15 protein-coding genes are annotated in these 19,802 nt (G+C 61.5%); all 15 read left to right on the top strand.

Annotation, left to right across the window (positions count from 1 at the left end):
- Positions 1-360: 360 nt before the first annotated feature.
- The gene (locus VGG64_08605; GenBank protein HEY1599648.1) at positions 361-1,113 is read left to right on the top strand and encodes a DJ-1/PfpI family protein; all 753 of its coding nucleotides are present in this window, start codon (positions 361-363) and stop codon (positions 1,111-1,113) included.
- A gap of 144 nt (positions 1,114-1,257) precedes the next feature.
- Positions 1,258-2,796 (top strand): leucine-rich repeat domain-containing protein, encoded by a 1,539-nt coding sequence (locus tag VGG64_08600; protein HEY1599647.1) that lies wholly within the window; start codon positions 1,258-1,260, stop codon positions 2,794-2,796.
- A gap of 783 nt (positions 2,797-3,579) precedes the next feature.
- Positions 3,580-4,464: an NAD(+)/NADH kinase gene (locus VGG64_08595; protein ID HEY1599646.1), complete on the top strand. Its 885-nt coding sequence runs from the start codon at positions 3,580-3,582 to the stop codon at positions 4,462-4,464.
- Between the two features lie 179 nt (positions 4,465-4,643).
- Complete coding sequence (locus tag VGG64_08590; GenBank protein HEY1599645.1) at positions 4,644-5,930, top strand: hypothetical protein; 1,287 nt, start codon at positions 4,644-4,646, stop codon at positions 5,928-5,930.
- 262 nt (positions 5,931-6,192) lie between these two features.
- On the top strand, positions 6,193-7,095 hold the full coding sequence (locus tag VGG64_08585; protein ID HEY1599644.1) for a PfkB family carbohydrate kinase: 903 nt from the start codon (positions 6,193-6,195) through the stop codon (positions 7,093-7,095).
- Between the two features lie 45 nt (positions 7,096-7,140).
- A complete protein-coding gene (gene thpR / locus VGG64_08580) occupies positions 7,141-7,719 on the top strand; it encodes an RNA 2',3'-cyclic phosphodiesterase (GenBank protein HEY1599643.1) in 579 nt (192 codons plus the stop codon).
- Between the two features lie 423 nt (positions 7,720-8,142).
- Positions 8,143-9,180: a recombinase RecA gene (recA, locus tag VGG64_08575; GenBank protein ID HEY1599642.1), complete on the top strand. Its 1,038-nt coding sequence runs from the start codon at positions 8,143-8,145 to the stop codon at positions 9,178-9,180.
- Positions 9,181-9,389: 209 nt separating this feature from the next.
- The gene (locus tag VGG64_08570; GenBank protein HEY1599641.1) at positions 9,390-10,832 is read left to right on the top strand and encodes a trypsin-like peptidase domain-containing protein; all 1,443 of its coding nucleotides are present in this window, start codon (positions 9,390-9,392) and stop codon (positions 10,830-10,832) included.
- A gap of 258 nt (positions 10,833-11,090) precedes the next feature.
- Positions 11,091-13,712: an alanine--tRNA ligase gene (alaS, locus tag VGG64_08565; GenBank protein ID HEY1599640.1), complete on the top strand. Its 2,622-nt coding sequence runs from the start codon at positions 11,091-11,093 to the stop codon at positions 13,710-13,712.
- A 195-nt stretch (positions 13,713-13,907) separates the two neighbouring features.
- Positions 13,908-14,087 carry a 50S ribosomal protein L32 gene (gene rpmF / locus VGG64_08560; GenBank protein ID HEY1599639.1) on the top strand — a complete coding sequence of 60 codons (180 nt, stop codon included), beginning with the start codon at positions 13,908-13,910 and terminating at the stop codon, positions 14,085-14,087.
- 236 nt (positions 14,088-14,323) lie between these two features.
- Positions 14,324-15,232, top strand: a complete 909-nt coding sequence (gene fabD / locus VGG64_08555; protein HEY1599638.1) for an ACP S-malonyltransferase — start codon at positions 14,324-14,326, stop codon at positions 15,230-15,232.
- A 261-nt stretch (positions 15,233-15,493) separates the two neighbouring features.
- On the top strand, positions 15,494-16,264 hold the full coding sequence (fabG, locus tag VGG64_08550; GenBank protein HEY1599637.1) for a 3-oxoacyl-[acyl-carrier-protein] reductase: 771 nt from the start codon (positions 15,494-15,496) through the stop codon (positions 16,262-16,264).
- Between the two features lie 412 nt (positions 16,265-16,676).
- Positions 16,677-16,925 (top strand): acyl carrier protein, encoded by a 249-nt coding sequence (locus VGG64_08545; GenBank protein HEY1599636.1) that lies wholly within the window; start codon positions 16,677-16,679, stop codon positions 16,923-16,925.
- Positions 16,922-18,175 (top strand): beta-ketoacyl-ACP synthase II, encoded by a 1,254-nt coding sequence (gene fabF, locus VGG64_08540; protein HEY1599635.1) that lies wholly within the window; start codon positions 16,922-16,924, stop codon positions 18,173-18,175. Before VGG64_08545 ends, fabF begins: the two co-directional genes overlap by 4 nt.
- 272 nt (positions 18,176-18,447) lie before the next feature.
- Complete coding sequence (locus tag VGG64_08535; protein HEY1599634.1) at positions 18,448-19,731, top strand: hypothetical protein; 1,284 nt, start codon at positions 18,448-18,450, stop codon at positions 19,729-19,731.
- The last annotated feature ends 71 nt before the right edge of the window (positions 19,732-19,802 follow it).

Below are 19,802 nucleotides of genomic sequence, written 5' to 3'. Positions count from 1 at the left end.
GCGCCACGACGAGCAGGTCCCAGTGCGCAGCGCCAGCCGCCGTCGCGCGGTAATCGTAGACGTCTACGATTACTTCGTCCTGTCCGCAGGACCGCTTGAAGAAACGTTACCGGTCGCCGGAACCTGGCTGCTTGCAGACCCTGGGGAATGCGGGCGTTTCGTGCAGCGGGCCGCTGGCCCCGTAAGACAGCGAAGACCGCTTCGCGGGGCTGGGAAGGGATTGCAAACTGAAATATCCGCGTCGCCGCGGCCCGCCGCATAACAGGATTCGCTCGGCACATTTCCTTCAGCTAGTATGCTGGCGGTGGCATCTGGCCAGCCGGGCATTCGCATTACTGACTGCGGGGGGAGTATTTCGCGATGAACACGCTAGCACGAGCAATTCAATTTTCGTGTCGGCTGGCAGGTTCGCTGGTGGTCACTTGGTTGTTGATGCCGACTCTGGCGCTGGCGGCGCCCGGGGAGGAACTCGCTGTTGCGTCCACTGCCCCCGCCGCCCAGGCCAAAGAGACGCGCACGCTAGGCGTCGTACTTTATCCTCGCTTTGAGCTGCTGGACGTTTACGGACCGGTCGAGATGTTCGGCAATCTTGGCAAGCGCCTGAAGGTGGTCATGGTGGCCGAGACGGCCGGCTCCGTGGCCAGCGCCCAAGGACCGCAAGTCGTCGCCGACTTCGCCTTTGCTGATTGCCCGCAACTCGATCTGATCATGGTCCCCGGCGGCTTCGGCACGCTCACCGAACTCAAGAATGACACATTGCTCGAGTGGTTGCGGACGCGTGCGCCGCAGGCCGAGATCGTGATGAGCGTTTGCTCGGGCTCGGCGTTATTGGCCAAGGCCGGCCTGCTGGATGGGCATCGCGCAACGTCGAACAAGAAATGGTTTCAGATGGCCGTCGGCAACGGTCCGCACGTCGAGTGGGTCAAAGAGGCCCGCTGGGTCGAGGACCGCGATCGGGTGACATCGTCGGGCGTGTCGGCTGGTATGGATATGTCGTTGGCCGTCATTGCCCGGCTTTATGGAGCCGCGGTGGCCGAGCAAATTGCCGATGGGACCGAGTACCAATGGCATCGCGACGCAAACGTCGACCCGTTTGCCAAGTTCGCGAAATGAGCAGCAGCGCCGGCGCGCTTGTCGACTGAGGGTCGCGCGGTCGCGTGTAGGGACAATTCGATGAGAGGCGGGGCGATGCGATTGCAATACGCTGTCCTCATTGTCGTGCTCTGCATGCCGATCGTTGTCATCGCTGCCGAAGACTTGCTGGACGAATCGCAGGCCATCGGGAAACTCGAATTGCTGGGCGCCAAAGTCCAGAGGGACGACAAGCTATCGAACGGTCCCGTGATTCGCATCGACTTTCGCGCCAGTGCCAGACTGAGCGACAGGTTCTTGTTCTTACTCAAGTCGTTCCCGCGACTGACGACGCTCCATCTCTATGGGACTGCGATCACGGATTCCGGTTTGGGGAAACTCCGGGAACTGAAAGCTTTGACGACGCTCACCCTGGGCGAGACCTCGATCACGGACGAAGGGCTAAAGGAAATCGGTGAGCTCGCGGGCCTGATCTCGCTGGGGCTTGGTAATGCACCCATTACGGATTTGGGACTGAAGGAAATAGGTCGCCTCAAACATTTGAAGTCGCTGTACCTCGCCGAAACCGCGATCACCGACGAGGGGCTGAAAGAAATCCGCGAACTGGTAGATCTGACGAACCTCGACCTTCAGCATACCGAGGTCGAAAGTGTCGGCTCGCTTGCCGGCTTCAAGAATTTGACATCGCTTACTCTCAACAACACTCCCCTGACCGATGATGGTCTGAAGGGGCTGAGCGAACTTGAGAACCTGACAACCGTCGGCCTCAGCTATACCCAGATTACAGACACGGGATTGAAGGCTTTGAGCGGCCTCAAACGCCTGAGAGTCCTCGACCTGCGTGGCACGCAGGTTACAGATGCCGCCTTCTTGGAAGGCCTGAAAGATCTGAACGTCCTCTATCTCGACAACTCCGCAGCCACCGACGCGGGGTTGAAGCAAGTAGGCCGCCTGACAAACCTCAGGGCACTCCTCGCCGGCAATACCCCGATCAAAGATGCCGGCTTACAGGAACTTGGCAACCTCACACGCCTGCAGACGCTCGGTCTCTCGGATACCCGGATTACGGATACCGGATTGAAGGCGCTGAGCGGTCTCAGTAGCGTTACGTCGCTCGGTCTCGGTGGCACCGACATAACCGACACGGGGTTAAAGGAACTGGGCGGTTTCACAAATCTAAAGTCGCTCGATCTACAAAACACCAAAATCACCGACGCAGGTTTGAAGGGACTAGCGAGCCTCACAAACCTGACGACGCTCTATCTGCAATTCACCCAAATCACGGGCGCGGGCATCAAGGACCTGCAGGGCCTCGAAAACCTGACGGCGCTCTTGCTCAGCGATACACCAATCACCGATGAGGGCTTGAAAGGACTCAGCGGACTGAAGAGCCTGAAATCGCTTGCTCTCGGCAGAACCGAAATCACGGACGCTGGATTGAAAGAAATCAGTGGCCTCGTGAATCTCACGTCACTGCGATTATTTGACAACCAGATCACGGATGCTGGCGTGAAGCAAATCATGGGTCTAAAGAATCTGACCACTCTTTACCTCGGCGGCACCCAAATCACCGACGCGGGCTTGAAGGATCTCGAAACGCTAAAGAATCTGACGCAGCTTTTCCTGCGTAACACGCCAGGCATCACGGATGCCGGCCTAAAACACCTTCAAGACTCTCTGCCGAACGCGCAGATTACGCGGTGAGACGTGGGCATGCTGCCCTGGTACTCAAGACTGGCATGGCCTAGCTCCCGCCTCCGTTTCTGAATCGCGTTGAAGGCAACACCGGTGATCCGGGTGGTAGCTCGAATCGGAACACCGTCGGCCAGGCATCGAATGACGTTTCGTTTCAGGCCGCCCTTCCCGCCTGATATCATGGGGACATGACGGAACTTATCTTCTTTGGCATGCTGGCCTTTCCATTCATATTCGTGGCAGCGCTATCACGCGAGCTTGCTAAAATGCGGTGCGATTTGCGATACGGGTGGGGGCTTTTCCTGCCGACCATTCTCCTCTTGGGCTGGAACTATCTCTCTGGCAAATCTTCGTCAGACGCTCTATTGGACGAGCGGAAATGGACTGCGGCGAGCCTTGTCTGGGGAGTCGTCGTGCTAAGAAGCGTTCCGATTGTTCTCGTGTGCTGGGTCCTCAAAGCCAGGCTTTGCCAAGGAATGAGTATTAATCGAGAGGATGGGCGTTCGCCCGTCGATTAATGCTCGCGCTTGTCTCCGCGAGGGTCAGGATGATTACTCGCACTCGTGCAGCGGCTAAACCTCGACCGAGATCGACTTGTTTCTGGCTCAACGCCCAGCAACTTCTCGCTGCGGAATTTCGGCCGCGCGACGCCCACGAAAACCGGCGTCTGCCGCACTGCCCCCGAGAGGGTTGCCGCAAGTCGTTTGATTGCCGTACGATAGTGCAGGCAGCCAGACATGCGAAAAATGGTGCGAACACGCACCCCGATCCGCGCTTACAATCAAATTGCATATGACTCGGACCGATGCCGCCGCCGCGCCCGCTCAACGAGAACGCCTTCGCGTGGTGGTGCTCGGCTCGGGGGATCGCCCGAGCATTCGCGAGCCGGCCGAAGCGCTGCGATCCGTCATTGCGGCCCATGCCGACATCGTCCGTTGGGACCTGGCCTTTGCCGAATCGCTCGCCGATGTCGACGCCGACCTGGCCATCGTCTTTGGCGGCGATGGATCGATCCTGCGGGCCGCACATCAGATGGCATACCGGCAGTTACCGGTCTTGGCGGTAAACCTGGGCAGGCTGGGTTTCCTGGCCGACCTGTCCACCGAGAAATTTCTCGAGGCGCTGCCGCAGGTCTGTCGGGGCGACTACCACGTCATTGAACACTTGATGTTCGAATGTACGATCGAGCACGAAGGGAAAGTCATTTGCCGGCACCTCGGGCTCAACGAGGTTGCCGTTCTCGCCGGCTCTCCGTTCGCCGTGCTCGACATTCATCTGTACGTCGATGCGGAATTGGTCACGACCTATAGCTGCGACGGCCTGATCGTTAGTACGCCGGTCGGCTCGACGGCGCACAGTTTGTCGGCCGGCGGCCCAATCTTGCGGAAGGATATGCAAGCATTCTTGGTGCTAGCAATCAGTCCGCACACGCTGACCAACCGTCCGGTCGTGGACAGTGCCGACCGTCGCTACGAGGTGGTTGTCACGCGACCGCACGACGGCACGGCCGTGGTGGTCGACGGGCGCGTGGTGCATAACCTGGTCGCCGGCGACTCGGTCCGCGTGCAGCGCGCAGAGCCCCGTTTCAAGCTGGTCGAAATTCCCGGACACGGGTATTATCGCACCCTTCGCGAGAAACTCGGTTGGGGCGGGCAACTGCATCTGGGTGACCGATAGGATCGGTCGTCCGCAGTGCGCGCGTGCGAACGGGGAGATTTTCCTGTTCGCCACGAGTGCGCTCGATCGGTGCTCGCCACGCGACGGCCGAGTGAATGACCGGTGTGCGTGCCGCTTCCCGCAGAGCGGCCGCGACGATTCAAGCATGCGACACTCCGACTCGAAAGGACGCGAGCAGGATGAGCCTTCGCCCCGTTTATTGTGTGGCGCTGTTGGCGGTACTGATGGCGGCCCGCGTCGCGGCCGCCGAGGACGAGGCCCAGACCGGCACTTCTAGCGATGGCAATACGGCGAGCCCGGCCGCGGCCGGCGATGCTGCCCCGGCTGCGGATGCCGCACCGGAAACGGCCAAGTATCTGCTGCGTTATAAGTTCGAGCCGGGCGAGGTGCTGCGCTGGAAGGTGGTGCACCAGGCGCTCGTGCGCACGACCGTCTCCGGCACCACGCAAACGGCCGAGACACGCAGCGAATCGGTCAAGCTGTGGCAGGTAAACGAGGTCGACGCCGAGGCGGGCAACGCCACATTCGTGCATTCGGTCGAAAGTGTCGACATGCGCCAATCGGTTAGCGGCCGGCAGGACGTGCGCTTCAACAGTCTGACGGATGCCGTCGTGCCGCCGGAGTTCGAAGAGGTGGCCAAGAGCGTGGCGATTCCTCTCAGCGTGATCACGATCGATCGGCGCGGCCATGTCGTCAAGCGGCACGAGGAACGTGCACAGCCAAACGCGCAGTCGGGCGAGATGGCTATCCCGCTGCCGGAAAAAGAAGTTGCCGTCGGTGAGATTTGGACACTGCCGCATGATACCAACGTGAGGCAGAAAGATGGCAGCAGCAAGCAAGTCAAAACGCGGCAGGAATTCACTCTGATCGAGGTGGCCAAAGGAATCGCCACGATCCGCATCGAGACGATCGTGTTGACCCCGGTTCGCGATCCGGCGCTCGAAGCGCAGCTGATCCAACATGTCACCGATGGCACCGTGCGCTTCGATATTGTGGCCGGACGCGTGGTGGGCCAGCAGACCGATATCGACAAACGCGTGATCGGCTTTCAGGGCGAAGCCAGCAGTCTGCACTACGTGACGCGATTCACCGAAGAGTACGTGCCCAAGCAGCCGGTGACGGCCATGCTCTCGAAGCCGGCCGCTAAGCCGGCTGAAGCCGTGAGCGCCGCCGGGACGAAAGCCAATTCTCCCGCTAGCGCGACGCCGGCCAAGGACGGCGATGCGGCAGCGGCGGCCGCGAAGACGCCCCCGACTTCAACCGCCACGACTGCCACGCCCAAGGCTGCGGCCACCACACCAGGCAAGAAGGGGGCCGGCAAGCCGGCGACCAATGCCGCGGCAGGCAAGGGACCCGCCAACAAGACGGCCGCTAAATCTCAGGCCAAATCGACGGTACGGCCGCCCGCGCCGGCGCGATCCAAGACCGGTAGCAAGCCGAATCCCGCGCAGCAGAATCGTCGCTAGCAGCGGGGCACCCGGGGCGTGACCGCAATGACGCCGGCATTCGCGGCGCCGTACTGCCTGTCGCCCCGATCGCCAGACTCTGGGCTTGTCCAACCGCGCGCCTCGCGAAGAAGCCACCGGCCCTGGCCCGCCTGTTCTTCAATTTTAGCGTTGCGCATTCCTCGCTCCACGCTTGGCTTGGCGCCTTGCACCTGCCGGGGTTTGATCCATAATCGCCCACTTGGGTTTTGGTTCCTCCGATTTTTCTCGATAGCGTGGGAATATGTCTTTATTGGTTTGGGGATCCGTGGCGCTCGACAGTGTCGAGACGCCGACGGCGAAACGCGACAACGTGCTGGGCGGCTCGGCTGTGTTCTTCTCGTATTCGGCCAGTTATTTCACCTCCGCCATGCTGGTCGGCGACGTGGGCGAGGACTGGCCTGCCGAGCACACCGCGCTTTTGAATGCCCGCAAGGTCGACACGCGCGGCCTGAACGTGCTATCGGGCGAGAAGACGTTTCGTTGGAGTGGCAAGTATCTGCCGAACATGAACGACCGCGAAACGCTGGAAGTACACCTCAACGTGCTGGGCAAATTCGACCCGATCATTCCCGAGGAGTTTCGCCGCTCGCGCTTCGTTTTCTTGGGAAATGGCTCTCCCACGATTCAGAGAAAAGTCTTGGAGCAGATGCCCGAGGCCGAATTGGTCGTGGCAGACACCATGGACCTGTGGATCAACATCCAGCACGACGAACTGCTGGATTTATTCAAGCGAATCGATGGCCTGGTCCTCAACGACAGCGAGGCCAGGTTGTTGACCAAGGAAGAAAACCTGGTCCGCGCGGGGCAGGCGGTTCGTAAAATGGGCCCGAAGTTCGTCGTGGTCAAAAAAGGGGAACATGGCGCGATATTCTTCGGCGAGAACGAGACCTACGTCATGCCCGCCTATCCCACGCCAGACGTGATCGACCCGACCGGCGCCGGCGATAGTTTTGCCGGCGGCATGATGGGCTACCTGGCCGAGCAGCGCAAGAGCGACCCCGAAACGCTCAAGACCGCCCTGGCCTATGGCACGGTGGTGGCCAGCTTTGCCGTCGAGGATTTTAGCCTGGAGCGCTTGAAAAAGATCGAGCGCGTCGATATCGAGCATCGCATGCGGGACTATCGGCGCATGCTCAGCTTCTAACGTCTGCGACACGCTCGCTAGCCAGTGGAGTGAGAGACAGGATCGATGCAGCGTAGCGTGCGGACCTTCATCGCCGTCGAGATTTCCTCCGAAGTTCGAATTCGGACCGGCCGGCTAATCGCCCGCTTGGCCGCCACGGGGGCCGACGTGCGTTGGGTAAAGCCCGAGCAGATGCACCTGACGCTCAAGTTTCTCGGCGATGTCGATCTGCGTGAAATCCCCGACGTGTGTGCGGCCGTCGAGCGGGCCGTTTCGCCGCTGCCGCCATTCAGCTTACGAATCGCAGGAACGGGAGCCTTTCCCAATGCGACCCACCCGCGCACCGTGTGGCTGGGTGCTGACGAGGGAGCGGAGGAAATCGCCGAGCTCGAAGAGCGCATCGCCATAGCTCTACAGGACCTAGGCTTTCCTCGCGAGCAGCGCCGCTTTCGTCCGCACCTGACTATTGGGCGAGTGCGCCGTGCCGATCAGGGAATGAGCGAGCTCGCACAACTGTTGGAAGAACACAAAGACTACCTGGCAGGCGTCATCGACGTCGACGAGGTAGTGACGCTATCGAGCGAGCTGGACCGATCGGGCCCGACCCACGAGCCGCTGGCCACGGCCGGCCTGCAAGGGGACTGATCGTCACGGCCTGTCCCCCCGGCCTGCGTGTTCGCCATCGGACGTGGACGTCGCGCCAGTTAGGTTTGCATCTTGCCGTCAAAATCCGTTGCGAAGTTGCGGTCTCTGGCCCCATAATGTCCCCTCGGTTTGGCTTTCTGAAGGAAGCCGGGAAATCCTGGTAAATCTCTCTTGAAGGGGGTAGTGAACACCGATATAGTATTCATGCGTTCACTATTTGATCAAGCGTCACGTGCGGGCTCCTGGTTTTGCTCGGCCCTGGTGACGTAAGCTGTTTCAAGAACAAGGATTGTGCGCATGGTTACCGCGGTGAAAACGAATCATCACATGGCGAAAAAAGATGGCTCGACAAACCGGTCACGTCGGACCACCGACGGGGACTCTGGCAAGGCGGGGTCCGGCAAGTCCGATCCTTCCAAGGTGATGCTCGACGGCAATCCTCCGCTGAAAAACGCCCTGGCCCAGATCGAGAAGCAGTTCGGCGAGGGGGCCATCATGCCCCTGGGAAGCGAGCACGGCGCCAAGATCCAAGGGATCCAGACAGGCAGCCTGTCGTTGGACTTGGCCCTGGGAGGTCAAGGAGTACCGAAGGGGCGAATCGTCGAAATCTTCGGCCCCGAGTCGAGCGGCAAGACCACGTTGGCCCTGCACGTCGTGGCCCGGGCCCAGCGTGCCGACGGCATAGCGGCCTTCATCGATGCCGAGCACGCCTTGGACCCCAGCTGGGCCAAGAAATTGGGCGTAGAGCTGGAAACGCTACTGGTTAGCCAGCCCAGCAGCGGTGAAGAAGCGATGCAAATCACCGAGATGTTGATCAAATCGAACGCGGTGGACGTGATCGTGATCGACTCGGTGGCCGCTTTGGTGCCGCAAAAAGAACTCGACGGTGAAATGGGAGATTCGCACGTCGGTCTGCAGGCACGCCTGATGAGCCAGGCGCTGCGCAAGCTGACGGGCGCCATCGCCAAGAGCAAAACCTCGGTGATCTTTATCAACCAGATCCGCGAAAAGATCGGCGTCATGTTCGGCAGCCCCGAAACCACGCCGGGTGGCCGTGCCTTGAAGTTTTATAGCTCCTGCCGCATCGACGTACGGCGGATCGGCCAGCTCAAGGAGGGAGAGGACGTCGTGGGCCAGCGGGTGCGGGCCAAGGTCGTGAAAAATAAGGTCGCACCGCCATTTCGCGTAGCAGAGTTTGATATGATGCATGCCGATGGCATCAGCTACGAAGGGGACGTGCTGGACCTGGCTTTGTTGCAGCATCTGGTCGTCCGTTCCGGTGCCTGGTTCCGCTATGGCGACCTACAATTGGGTCAGGGACGCGAGAAAACCCGCGCCTACCTGATCGAGAACCCGGCACTCGTGGAAGAGTTGAAGCAAAAAATCATGTCGGCGGGCACGGCCGCTGTGGCGGCAGTTGCCCCCGAGGCATCGGAGGGGGCGGCCGAAAGTCCTGAATAAGCGCCGATGAATGCGGTAGCGGAACCAAACCGCGACATTGGTCAGCAGTCCAGGTGCGTGCATGGCAAATGGTTGCGTGAACGCGAAGTGGCCGCCACTAATGCGAAAGGTTTGGTAGAGGCATGGTCGGCCGTCGGTTTTGCTTTCGATCCTTAGGGGCGGCGCTTTTGCATGTTACGAGCTCGGCGCTACACGGTTCCTGCGCTTTGATGCTTGTGGTTTGCGCCGCGCAGCTTTCGCAAATCTCGGCACGGGCCGACGAGCCGACCGGCCTGGCCGCCGCAGTCGCGCTCGAAGACGTGTTGATGGCGGCGATCGCGCGCGGCGAGAAATCCGTCGTCAGCATTGCCCGCGTCGCCGACCGAGTGGTCCCGCAAGGTGACGTGCTGCCCAATTTTTTGGGCCGGCCGGGCGCCGGCGGTCAACAAGGCCCCGGCGATCCTGAATTCGTCCCCACCGCGTTTGCCACCGGGGTCGTGGTCGGCAAGGGGCTGGTGCTGACCAATCATCACGCGCTCGCGCTCGACGAAAAGAGCCATTTCTATGTGACGACGTCCTCGCGCAAAACATATGCAGCCACGGTAAAAGCGGCCTCCCCATATAGCGACCTGACCGTGCTGGAACTCAAAGAGTCGCCGGCCGACGAAGAATTCGTGCCGATCACCTTCGGCGACGGCAGCAAGCTGCGTCGCGGACAAATCGTGATCGCGCTGGGTAATCCATACGCCATCGCACGCGACGGTCAGGCCAGCGCCAGTTGGGGCATCGTGGCCAATCTGCAGCGCAAAACTGCCCCGGCCGCCGGCGACAACGGTACGCCCAGCCGTCCCACGTTGCAGCATTTCGGGTCGTTGATCCAGACCGACGCCAAGTTGAATCTGGGGACCAGCGGCGGCGCCCTGCTAAACCTGCAGGGAGAGATGATCGGGTTGACCACATCATTGGCTGCGGTGGCGGGCTACGAGCAAGCTGCCGGTTACGCCATCCCCGTCGATGATGCCTTTCGCGAGACGGTGAACAAGTTGAAGGAGGGTGAGGAACGTACTCATGGACTGTTGGGCATCACGTTCCGCCGCGACGAAGAGAGTTCCGTCGCTGGAGTGCGCGTGGACCGGATCTATCCGGCCGGTCCCGCCGTCCAGGCGGATATTCGGCCCAACGACGTCATCACGCGCGTCAACGATCAGCCCATCCGCGATGGCGACGATTTGATGTTGAACATCGGCCGATTGCCAGCCGGTAGCCCCGCCCGTATTACGCTTGAACGTGGCGGCCATGTATTTCAGCGCGAGGTGTCGCTGGCGAAGTTCCCGGTGCAAGGCAAGGTGGTCGTCACGAAGCCGGCCCCCAGCTGGCGCGGACTGACGGTCGACTATGCCACGGCACTACTCGAATATCAGGCCCGCGTGAACTCCGGCGATGCACCGCTTGAGCCGTGCGTGATCGTGCGCGAAGTGGCTTACGAGAGTCCGGCTTGGGAATCGGGCTTGCGGCGCGGCATGCTGATCAGCCATGTCGGCAACGTGCGGGTTGAAACCCCCGATGAATTCGAGGCTGCCGTGGCCGCCAAGGACGACGACCTCGCCCTGCGCGTCGTTGGCGGACAAGGTAAGCTCGACACGATTACAGTTCGGGCGACAGCCGCCCCGTAGCGTGTCTCCTTGGCTGGTGACGAGTTCCGCTCGCCCTTTCTCCTGGGGCCGCAGTGCGGCTTCCGCTGGGGCTCTTCCGCTGGTCGCTTTTACCGGGTCCGGATATGATGACCGCTCCTTACGGATAGCCGCGCGGTCCATGCTGCAGGGCAACCTTCGTGAACCCCGTGAGTCGTGAATCGGTCCTTCCCTGAAGGACTTTATTTCCGCGCGATTTGGCATAAATACTCCCCACGGTTGGATAGGGCCGCGACTGCCATGAAGACGGACGAACTGCGCGAAAAGTATCTGGCGTTTTTCGAGTCGAAGGGGTGCGTCCGCCGCCCCAGCGACGTGCTGGTGCCGGTCTGGGATCCATCGGTGCTGTTCACGCCGGCTGGCATGAATCAGTTCAAGGATCATTTTCTGGGCAAGTGCAAGCTCGAATTCACCCGCGCCACAACCTGTCAGAAGTGCTTGCGCACCGGGGATATCGATAACGTCGGCCGCACGGCGTACCACCATACGTTCTTCGAGATGCTGGGGAATTTTAGTTTCGGCGACTACTTCAAGCGCGAGGCGATTCATTGGGCCTGGGAGTTTCTCACCAGCCCCAAATGGTTGGCCCTGCCGCCGGCGCAGTTGACCGTGTCGGTCTATGTCGACGATGACGAAGCGGCCAAGATCTGGTCGGACGAGATCAAGCTTCCCGCCGCCAAAATCGAGCGCTTTGGCGAGGACGACAACTTCTGGCCAGCCGGCGCCCCTAGCCAGGGGCCCGACGGTGTATGCGGCCCGTGCAGTGAGATCTTTTTCCACACCAAGACCGGTTCGGTCGAAATTTGGAACTTGGTCTTCACGCAGTTCAATCGCGTCGGCGATCCGCCCGACAACTTGCGGCCGCTGCCCAGCAAGAACATCGACACCGGCATGGGCCTGGAGCGCGCCGCGGCCGTGATGCAGGGGGTCGACACCAACTACCATATCGACATCCTTCGCCCGCTGGTCGAAGCGGCCGGCGAGGTTTGCGGCGTTCGCTACGACCCAGCCAGTGAAACTGGACGACGTTTGCGGCGCATCGCCGATCATGTGCGGGCCTGCACATTCGCCATCCACGAAAACGTGTACCCGGGACCGAACAAGGAAAAATACGTCATCAAGCGCCTGCTGCGGCGGGCCGTGCTCGACGGGCATCAGATCGGCATTCACGGTCCTTTCCTGCATCAGCTGGTGCCAAAGGTCGTCGAGTTGATGCGGAACTCGTATCCCGAGCTGCGCGAAACCACGACCCGCGTCGGGCAAGTCATCGAAAAGGAGGAGAGCAATTTCTTCTCCACGATCGATGGCGGTTTGGAGCGCATCGACCGCGTGTTCCGCGAGATGTCGCGCGAGGGTCGCGTGATGGTTTCGGGGGACGAAGCGGCGGATATGTATACGACTCACGGTTTTCCGCCGGAACTGTTCGAGACCATGGCCGCCGAGCGCAATTTCACATTCGATTGGGCCGGCTACCGCGCGGCCATGCAGCGGCACGGCATCGAATCGGGCGGCGGACAAAAGGTCGAGCTATTCCAATCTAGTCCGCTCGACGCACTCAAAAAAGCCCTGCACGGATCAGAGTTCGTCGGCTACGACGCGCTCGAATCCACGGCCCGCGTCGTGGGCATTATCGCCCAGGACAAACTGTGCGACTTGGTTGACGAAGTGGGGCACGCCAAGCCGGTGGCGGTGGTGCTCGACAAGACCCCGTTCTATGGCGAAAGCGGCGGTCAGGTTGGCGACACGGGCGAGATCGTCACGCCCGAGATGCGTTTCGAGGTAATCGATACGCAGCGCGAAGGATCGTTCGTATTGCATTTGGGCCATCTGCGTTCGGGTGTGTTGCGCCAGGGGGCCACGGTCACGGCCCGCGTCGACGCCGAGCGGCGGGCGGGCATCGTGCGGGCCCACTCGGCCACGCACCTGTTGCACCACGCGTTGCGCACGCACTTGGGCGCCCACGCGCAGCAGCAAGGCTCGAAGGTGGATCGCGACTGGCTACGGTTCGACTTCCCCAACCCCCGCGCTCTGTCGCGTGACGATCTGCGAAAGATCGAGGCGGAAGTCAACGCCCGCGTCACCTCGGTGGCGCCGGTGCAGTGGACGACGATGTCGATTGCCGAGGCGCGCAAGCTCGGGGCCATGATGCTCTTTGGCGAGAAATACCCCGATGTCGTGCGCGTGGTTTCAATGGGCGATTTCAGCAAGGAACTATGCGGCGGCACGCACCTGACCAACACCGGACAGGCCGGTTTTTTCAAGATCGTGGGAGAAGAAAGCGTTGCCGCGGGCACGCGGCGGATCACGGCGCTGACCGGCCCTGCCGCTCTGCAAAAGGTACAAGAAGAAGAGGAATCGCTGGCCGAGATCGCGGCCATTCTCAAGGTGCCGGCCAGCGAAGTGCCGGGCCGTGTGGCTGCCATCGCCAAGGAGCTGCGCGAGTTGAAGAAGAGCGCGCCCCGCGCCCAGGGAAGCAGCGAAGTATCGGCCGACAAGTTGCTGGCCGACGCCGAGAATATTTCGGGCGCCCAGGTGATCGTGGCCGAAGTGCCGGGCGGAACGCCGCCGGTGATGCGGCAACTGATCGATCAATTACGTCGCAAGGGGAAACCGACGGCCGTCTTCCTGGCCAGCCGCGAGGATGACAAGGTTGTCCTCATCGCCGGCATCAGCCGCGATCTGGAAGGCAAGGGAGTCCACGCCGGTGAGTGGGTTCGTGCTGTGGCCGAAGTCGTGGGGGGCAGCGGTGGCGGCCGCCCCGATATGGCCCAGGCCGGCGGCAAGGATCCGAACAAACTGCCGGCAGCACTAGAGCGCGCCCGCCAGACGATTCACGAGCAATTGGCGGCGCAGGTGCGGTAAGGGCAGGGGCCCGTTCCAATTAGTAAATCGAATGCCGATGGTCACATGGCAACGCGGACCATAGTCGTTGCCATTTTCCACGGATTGACAGCCCCCGCTTTGCCCCCTAAATTGTTCTGTTTCCGACGTTTCGAGCAGGGTTTGTTGGTGCCGGTGCGGCTTCGGGCCGCCTGGGCCCGAGGGAATTGAACGACCATGGCCGTCCCAAAGCGTAGACAATCGAACGCCCGTACGGGCACCCGCCGGGCCCACGACTTCAAGACGCCGCCCCAGTTGCACTATTGCCCCCAGTGCAGCACGGCGATCCCCTCGCACGTAATCTGCCCGAACTGTGGCTATTACATGGGCCGTGTGATTGTCGAGCCGGCTGAGTAGCATCGCGCCAGCCAATCAGCATTGCACGACGGGCTCGTTGGCCCATTTGAACTTCGATGCGCGGCCAGATCGGCCCCTTCTCGCAACACTTTCAGCTCTTCACCCTTCGGTTTCCTAGCTGCTCTTGCGCCGATCGGGCAGATTGCTACACTAGGCAAGACGTGCCGCCGGCGCGCGATCGCGGGCCGGCTATCTCGCACGTTCGATGATCCGGCGACCAATAAGGACCGATTTGCGTGTCGAAGATCGCATTTCTATTTCCAGGTCAGGGGGCTCAGACCGTGGGCATGGGGGCGGCGTTGGCCGATTCCCTCCCCGCAGTCAGGCAATTGTTCGATCGCGCCAATGAGATTCTCGGCTTCGACCTGGCGAAGCTGTGCTTCGAGGGGCCAGCCGAAGAACTCGATTCGACCGTGATCAGCCAGCCGGCTTTGTTTGTCACCAGCCTGGCCGCGGTCGAGTTGTTGCGGTCGCAATCGCCCGACGTGGTCCTTTCCTGCGAAGCTGCCGCCGGTTTGAGCCTGGGCGAGTACACGGCCCTGGTGTTCGCCGGGGTGCTGGAATTCGAGGATGGATTGCGACTGGTGCAACTGCGCGGCGCCGCCATGCAGAACGCCGCCGATGCCAGCCCGAGTGGCATGGTCAGCATCTTGGGTTTGGAGCGGGTACAAGTGCAGGCCGTGGTGGATCAGGCTCGTGGCGCCGACGTACTCGAGATCGCCAATCTGCTCTGCCCCGGCAATATCGTCATCTCGGGCAGCAACGCTGCCTGCGAGCGGGCTGCCGAGTTGGCCGAGAAGTCCGGAGCCATGAAGGCTGTGCCGCTAGCTGTGGCCGGCGCGTTCCATACCAAGATCATGGAACCGGCCGTGGCGCGTCTCTCGGCCGGTCTGGCAAAGGTAAAGATGCACGATCCCAAGATTCCGGTCGTGTCGAACGTCGATGCCCAGACGCACGCAAACCCGGAAGAGATTCGCGCACTCTTGGTCAAGCAGGTCGTGCATCCGGTGCGTTGGGAAGACTCGCTGCGCTACCTCATGGCGCAAGGCTTCGATCAGTTTTACGAAGTGGGCCCCGGCCGCGTGTTGCGAGGATTGTTGCGGCGCATCGACCGCAAGGTTTCCTGCCAGTCGGTCATGGAATAAACGGCGTGGCGAGGGTTCTCTCGGCAGGGAGCGCGTGCGAGGACCTTTTGACTCCCAGAATTGGTATCTTGTCGGGTGCCACGGTTGGCTGGTCAACCGTGTACGTCGCTGAGAGATTCTGAATACCACGCGCTGTCGCAGCCAGAGCATGTTCTGTCGGCAGTGGCGCCCGATAGTGAACCGATGACAGGCCCACGCGGGGCCTGCTAGGCCGTACGAAGTGCTTCCAACATTGCGACAGTTTCCACAGGAGCAGCAAGCGTGGCAGAGACCATCAACGCTCAAATGTCGGTCGATTTGCGGGGCCAAACGGCGCTGGTCACCGGCGCCTCACGCGGACTAGGGCGCTCGATCGCTGTCGGATTGGCGCATGCTGGCGCACGTGTGGCCTGCGTCGCTCGCGACGTCGAAAAGCTACAGGCCACGGTCGCCGAGATTACCGCGGCCGGCGGCACGGCGCAAGCGTTGGCCTGCGATGTCACCAGTGGCGAGAGTGTCCAGCAAACCGTCGAAGCAGTCCTCGAGTCCTGGGAGAAGCTGCATATCCTGGTGAACAATGCCGGCATCACGCGGGATGGATTGATACCGCGCATGCAGGACGAGCAGTGGGACGACGTGATCAGCACCAACCTGCGCGGGCCATTTCTGTTCACCCGCGCCGTAACGCGGCCGATGATGCAAGCACGTTACGGTCGCATCGTGAATATCGCCAGCGTGTCGGGCTTGATGGGTAACCCAGGCCAGGCAAATTATTCGGCATCAAAGGCGGGCCTGATCGGTATGACGCGCTCGGTAGCCCGCGAGTTGGCCACCCGCAAGATCACAGTCAACGCGATCGCGCCGGGCTTTATCGAGACCGAGATGACCGCGGCCTTGGGCGAGAAAGTGCTGGAAGAGGTTGTCGCCCGTGTTCCGGTGCGCCGGTTGGGGCACCCGGACGAGGTGTTGGGTGCGGTGCTGTTTCTAGCCAGCGGGGCCGCATCGTACATCACGGGGCAAGTGCTGACGGTCGACGGCGGTCTGACGGCCTAAGTCCGGCTGATTTGGCGAGATCGTTGGTCAAAGATGGTTTCCGGTGGCAAGGGCTGGCCGCGTCGAGGCTTGAGTCCGGCCGTTGTTCCGGAATAAGGGCTTCTGCCAGCGTCAGGCGAGTGTCATACTGCGTGCGCCTTGTGACGCGATCGCGGGCCGCGGCGTCTAAAGCGGGAATTACATGTCGCGGGTGTTGCCAGCAAGGTTTAGAACGCGCCGCTTGGGGATGTTAGTAGATATGGACAGGCTACGAAAAAGTCGCTATATCTTGACCTTCCTTCCGGAAACCCTGTAATTTGCTGGGGGTTCGAGTTGCCTTAGGGCGCGGCGGCGCGCAGCTCTCGTGGGCGTTGTACGTTACGGATACCCCCCATAAAACCACAAGCAAGCATGCGCAAGGAGGACCATTAAAGTGGCCTCAGTTAAAGAACGAGTGATTGACATCGTGGCCGAACAGCTTGGCGTAAGCAAAGATCAGGTCACGCCCGAGACTTCATTCGTGAACGATCTAGGCGCCGATAGCCTGGATACCGTGGAATTGGTCATGGAACTCGAGGAAGAGTTCGATATCAATATCCCGGACGATGCCGCCGAGAAGATTCAGACCGTCGGTCAGGCCATCGATTACATCGAGAAGTCGCAGTCCAACGGACATAAATGAAACGACGCGTTGTCGTAACCGGCCTAGGAACGGTCACTTCCTTAAGCTGCCGAGTCGACGATCTCTGGCAACGCATTTGCCAGGGTGAAAGCGGGGTCCATTCGCTGACCTCGTTCGACACCACTCAGTTTCGAGTGAAGTTTGGCGGGGAAGTTCAAAACTGGACCACGGACGGTTACATCTCAGCTAAGGATGCAAAGCGGCTCGACCGCTTTACGCAGTTCGCCATGGTCGCCGGCATTGACGCCGTGAACGACTCGGGTATCGACTTCTCTAAAGAAGACCCGTTTCGCTGCGGTGTCATCCTGGGGACCGGTATCGGCGGTCTCAACGAGATCGAAGCGCAGCACTCGCGGCTCTTGGAAAAAGGGCCCGACAAGGTGTCGGCCTTCACCATTCCGAAGCTGATGGTCAACGCCGCCTGCGGCCAGGTGTCCATCCAGTTCGGCCTGCGCGGGCCCAGCGCGGCTGTCGCCACGGCTTGTGCCAGCGCCACCAATGCCATCGGTGATTCGTACAAGGCCATTCAGTACGGCGATGCCGACGTGATGGTCACCGGCGGCACCGAAGCTGCCCTGACGCCAATGGGCATCAGCGGCTTTGCCAACATGCGTGCGCTGTCGGAGATGAACGATAATCCGCCGGCAGCCAGCCGCCCGTTCGATCGCGAACGGGACGGGTTCGTGCTCAGCGAAGGGGCCGGACTGTTGGTGCTCGAAGAACTCGAGCACGCCAAGGCCCGCGGTGCCAAGATCCACGCCGAACTGCTGGGCTACGGGCTCAGCTCCGACGCCGGGCATATAACCCACCCCGACGAGCATGGCACGGGCGCCGCCAAGGCGATGGCCTATGCCTTGAGCGACGGGCAGGTGCCTCGCGAAGATATCACGTATATCAATGCGCACGGCACCAGCACTCTGCTCGGCGATCAGGCGGAAACGGTCGCGGTTAAGTCGGTGTTCCAGGAACACGCCCGCGAGCTCAGCATTTCCAGCACCAAGAGCCAGTTGGGGCATCTTCTAGGCGCGAGCGGCGGTGTGGAATTGGTGCTATCCGTGCTGGCGCTGCGTCACAATGTGATCCCGCCCACGATCAACTATCACAATCCCGACCCGCTTTGCGACTTGGACTATACCCCCAACCAGGCGCGCGAGCGCAAGGTGGTCACGGCCATGTCCAATAGCTTTGGGTTTGGCGGACACAACGCGACCGTGATCGTGGGACGACTTCGCAACGGACATCACGGCTAGCAGCGCATCCGGGCCGCTGTTTCGTCGAGTGCCATGCTCACGCGCGAGCGTGGGCATGCCTGCACGTCGGTCGAGATGGCCGCACATGCCCACAACAACGTGGGCATGGCATCGCGGTGCAACCAGCAGTCTGGCGGCGCACGGTTGCGTTGCGGCCCGCGCCGATCGGCCTTGTCCCTCTTTTGCGCTCGACCTATACTCCCCGACCTCAATCGAGGGGGGCACGCGCGCAACTTCAGGCGCGGGCGAGTTTCGGCAAGGAGGCCGTGACGATGTTTGCCAAAGGTCTGTTGATGACGCTGGCCGTGGTTCTGGCTGGCAGTAGTCTCGCACGGGCACAAACAACCAGTGCTCCGCCGAGCTCGGGTCGTGCCACTGGCAAGTGGCGTTCGCCCACCACGCGGGCCGCTCCTGCGCCGGTGCGGCCTGTTGTCGATAAGACGATCCAGCAAACCAGTGGCGTGAGCGATGATGGTGTCGCTCCGCTGAATTCCGGCGGCGCGCCGTTGGCGGGCGCTCCGCCCGAGACGCCGCGGCAGCCTATCGCCCGCGTCACCGAAGGTTCGGGCGCGCTACCGAACGACGCCGGCCAGGTATGGCGCGAATACGACATTACGCCCTATGTGGTGCGGGTAACTTCGACCAATCGGCCCGAGCAAGCCATCGTCGACTGGATCCTGCGCGACACGGGCTACGAGGCCTGGCATTCCGAGCCGTTCGGTTTCCTCAGCGCCAATCAACGCACGCTGCGTGTTTATCACACGCCCGAGATTCAGGCCCGAGTGGCGGACATTGTCGATCGTTTCGTCAATACCGAGGCCGAGACGAGCGCCTTTAGCATTCGCGTGGTCACGATCGGCCATCCTGACTGGCGCGTGAAAGCCAAACAAATGCTGCATCCCGTGGCGGTGCAGACGCAGGGTATCCAGGCCTGGCTCGTCGAAAAAGAGGATGTTGCCCTATTGTTGGCCGAGTTGCGCAAGCGCACGGACTTTCGCGAACATAGCTCGCCGCAGATGCTAGTGAACAACGGGCAGTCGGCCACGGTCGCCGCCACCCGTCCCAAGACCTACACCCGCGACATCACGCTGCACCCCAACGCATGGCCGGCCTTCGAGCCCGAGATGGGGCAGTTCGACGAGGGATTCGCGCTCGAGCTGAATCCGCTGCTATCTATCGACGGTCACTCGATCGACGCCGTGATTAAATGTCACATCGACCAATTGGAACGGCTCGTGCCGGTGATGATGGACGTGCCCAGCCAGGTCGCGCCGCATCAGCGGGTCAAGGTCGAGGTGCCGCAGATCACGCATTGCCGTTTGCACGAGCGCTTCCGCTGGCCCACGAGCCAGGTGCTGCTAGTCGGGCTGGGCGTAGTGCCGACACCCGTGCCTACGGATACGGGCACGTTGAAAGTGCCGATGCCCTGGTCCAACGCCGGATCGCGGGCCGATCTGTTGGTGCTGGTCGAAAACAAGGGGAAAGTGGGGGATACTTCGCCGGTACCCGTGGCACCCACGCAGCGCGAAGCCCGCACTTACCACGGCCGCTACTAGCCAGCGGCGGCCGCGCCCAGCCTCGACGCTCGGAAACAAGCCCTATACAATTGGCCGCGTTTCGATCAGCC

It is taken from the genome of Pirellulales bacterium (genome assembly GCA_036490175.1).
Taxonomy (GTDB): Bacteria; Planctomycetota; Planctomycetia; order Pirellulales; family JACPPG01; genus JACPPG01.
Note: the sequence above shows the minus strand (reverse complement) of the source record. Positions and strands in the feature narration are given on the sequence as shown.

Bases quoted from the DNA above. Each gene is read 5' to 3' on its own strand.
- VGG64_08595 (HEY1599646.1), top strand. From the start codon at position 3,580: ATGACTCGGACCGATGCCGCCGCCGCGCCCGCTCAACGAGAACGCCTT.
- VGG64_08570 (HEY1599641.1), top strand. From the start codon at position 9,390: ATGCTTGTGGTTTGCGCCGCGCAGCTTTCGCAAATCTCGGCACGGGCC.
- thpR (HEY1599643.1), top strand. From the start codon at position 7,141: ATGCAGCGTAGCGTGCGGACCTTCATCGCCGTCGAGATTTCCTCCGAA.
- VGG64_08590 (HEY1599645.1), top strand. From the start codon at position 4,644: ATGAGCCTTCGCCCCGTTTATTGTGTGGCGCTGTTGGCGGTACTGATG.
- fabF (HEY1599635.1), top strand. From the start codon at position 16,922: ATGAAACGACGCGTTGTCGTAACCGGCCTAGGAACGGTCACTTCCTTA.
- VGG64_08605 (HEY1599648.1), top strand. From the start codon at position 361: ATGAACACGCTAGCACGAGCAATTCAATTTTCGTGTCGGCTGGCAGGT.
- recA (HEY1599642.1), top strand. From the start codon at position 8,143: ATGCTCGACGGCAATCCTCCGCTGAAAAACGCCCTGGCCCAGATCGAG.
- VGG64_08585 (HEY1599644.1), top strand. From the start codon at position 6,193: ATGTCTTTATTGGTTTGGGGATCCGTGGCGCTCGACAGTGTCGAGACG.
- VGG64_08535 (HEY1599634.1), top strand. From the start codon at position 18,448: ATGTTTGCCAAAGGTCTGTTGATGACGCTGGCCGTGGTTCTGGCTGGC.
- rpmF (HEY1599639.1), top strand. From the start codon at position 13,908: ATGGCCGTCCCAAAGCGTAGACAATCGAACGCCCGTACGGGCACCCGC.
- alaS (HEY1599640.1), top strand. From the start codon at position 11,091: ATGAAGACGGACGAACTGCGCGAAAAGTATCTGGCGTTTTTCGAGTCG.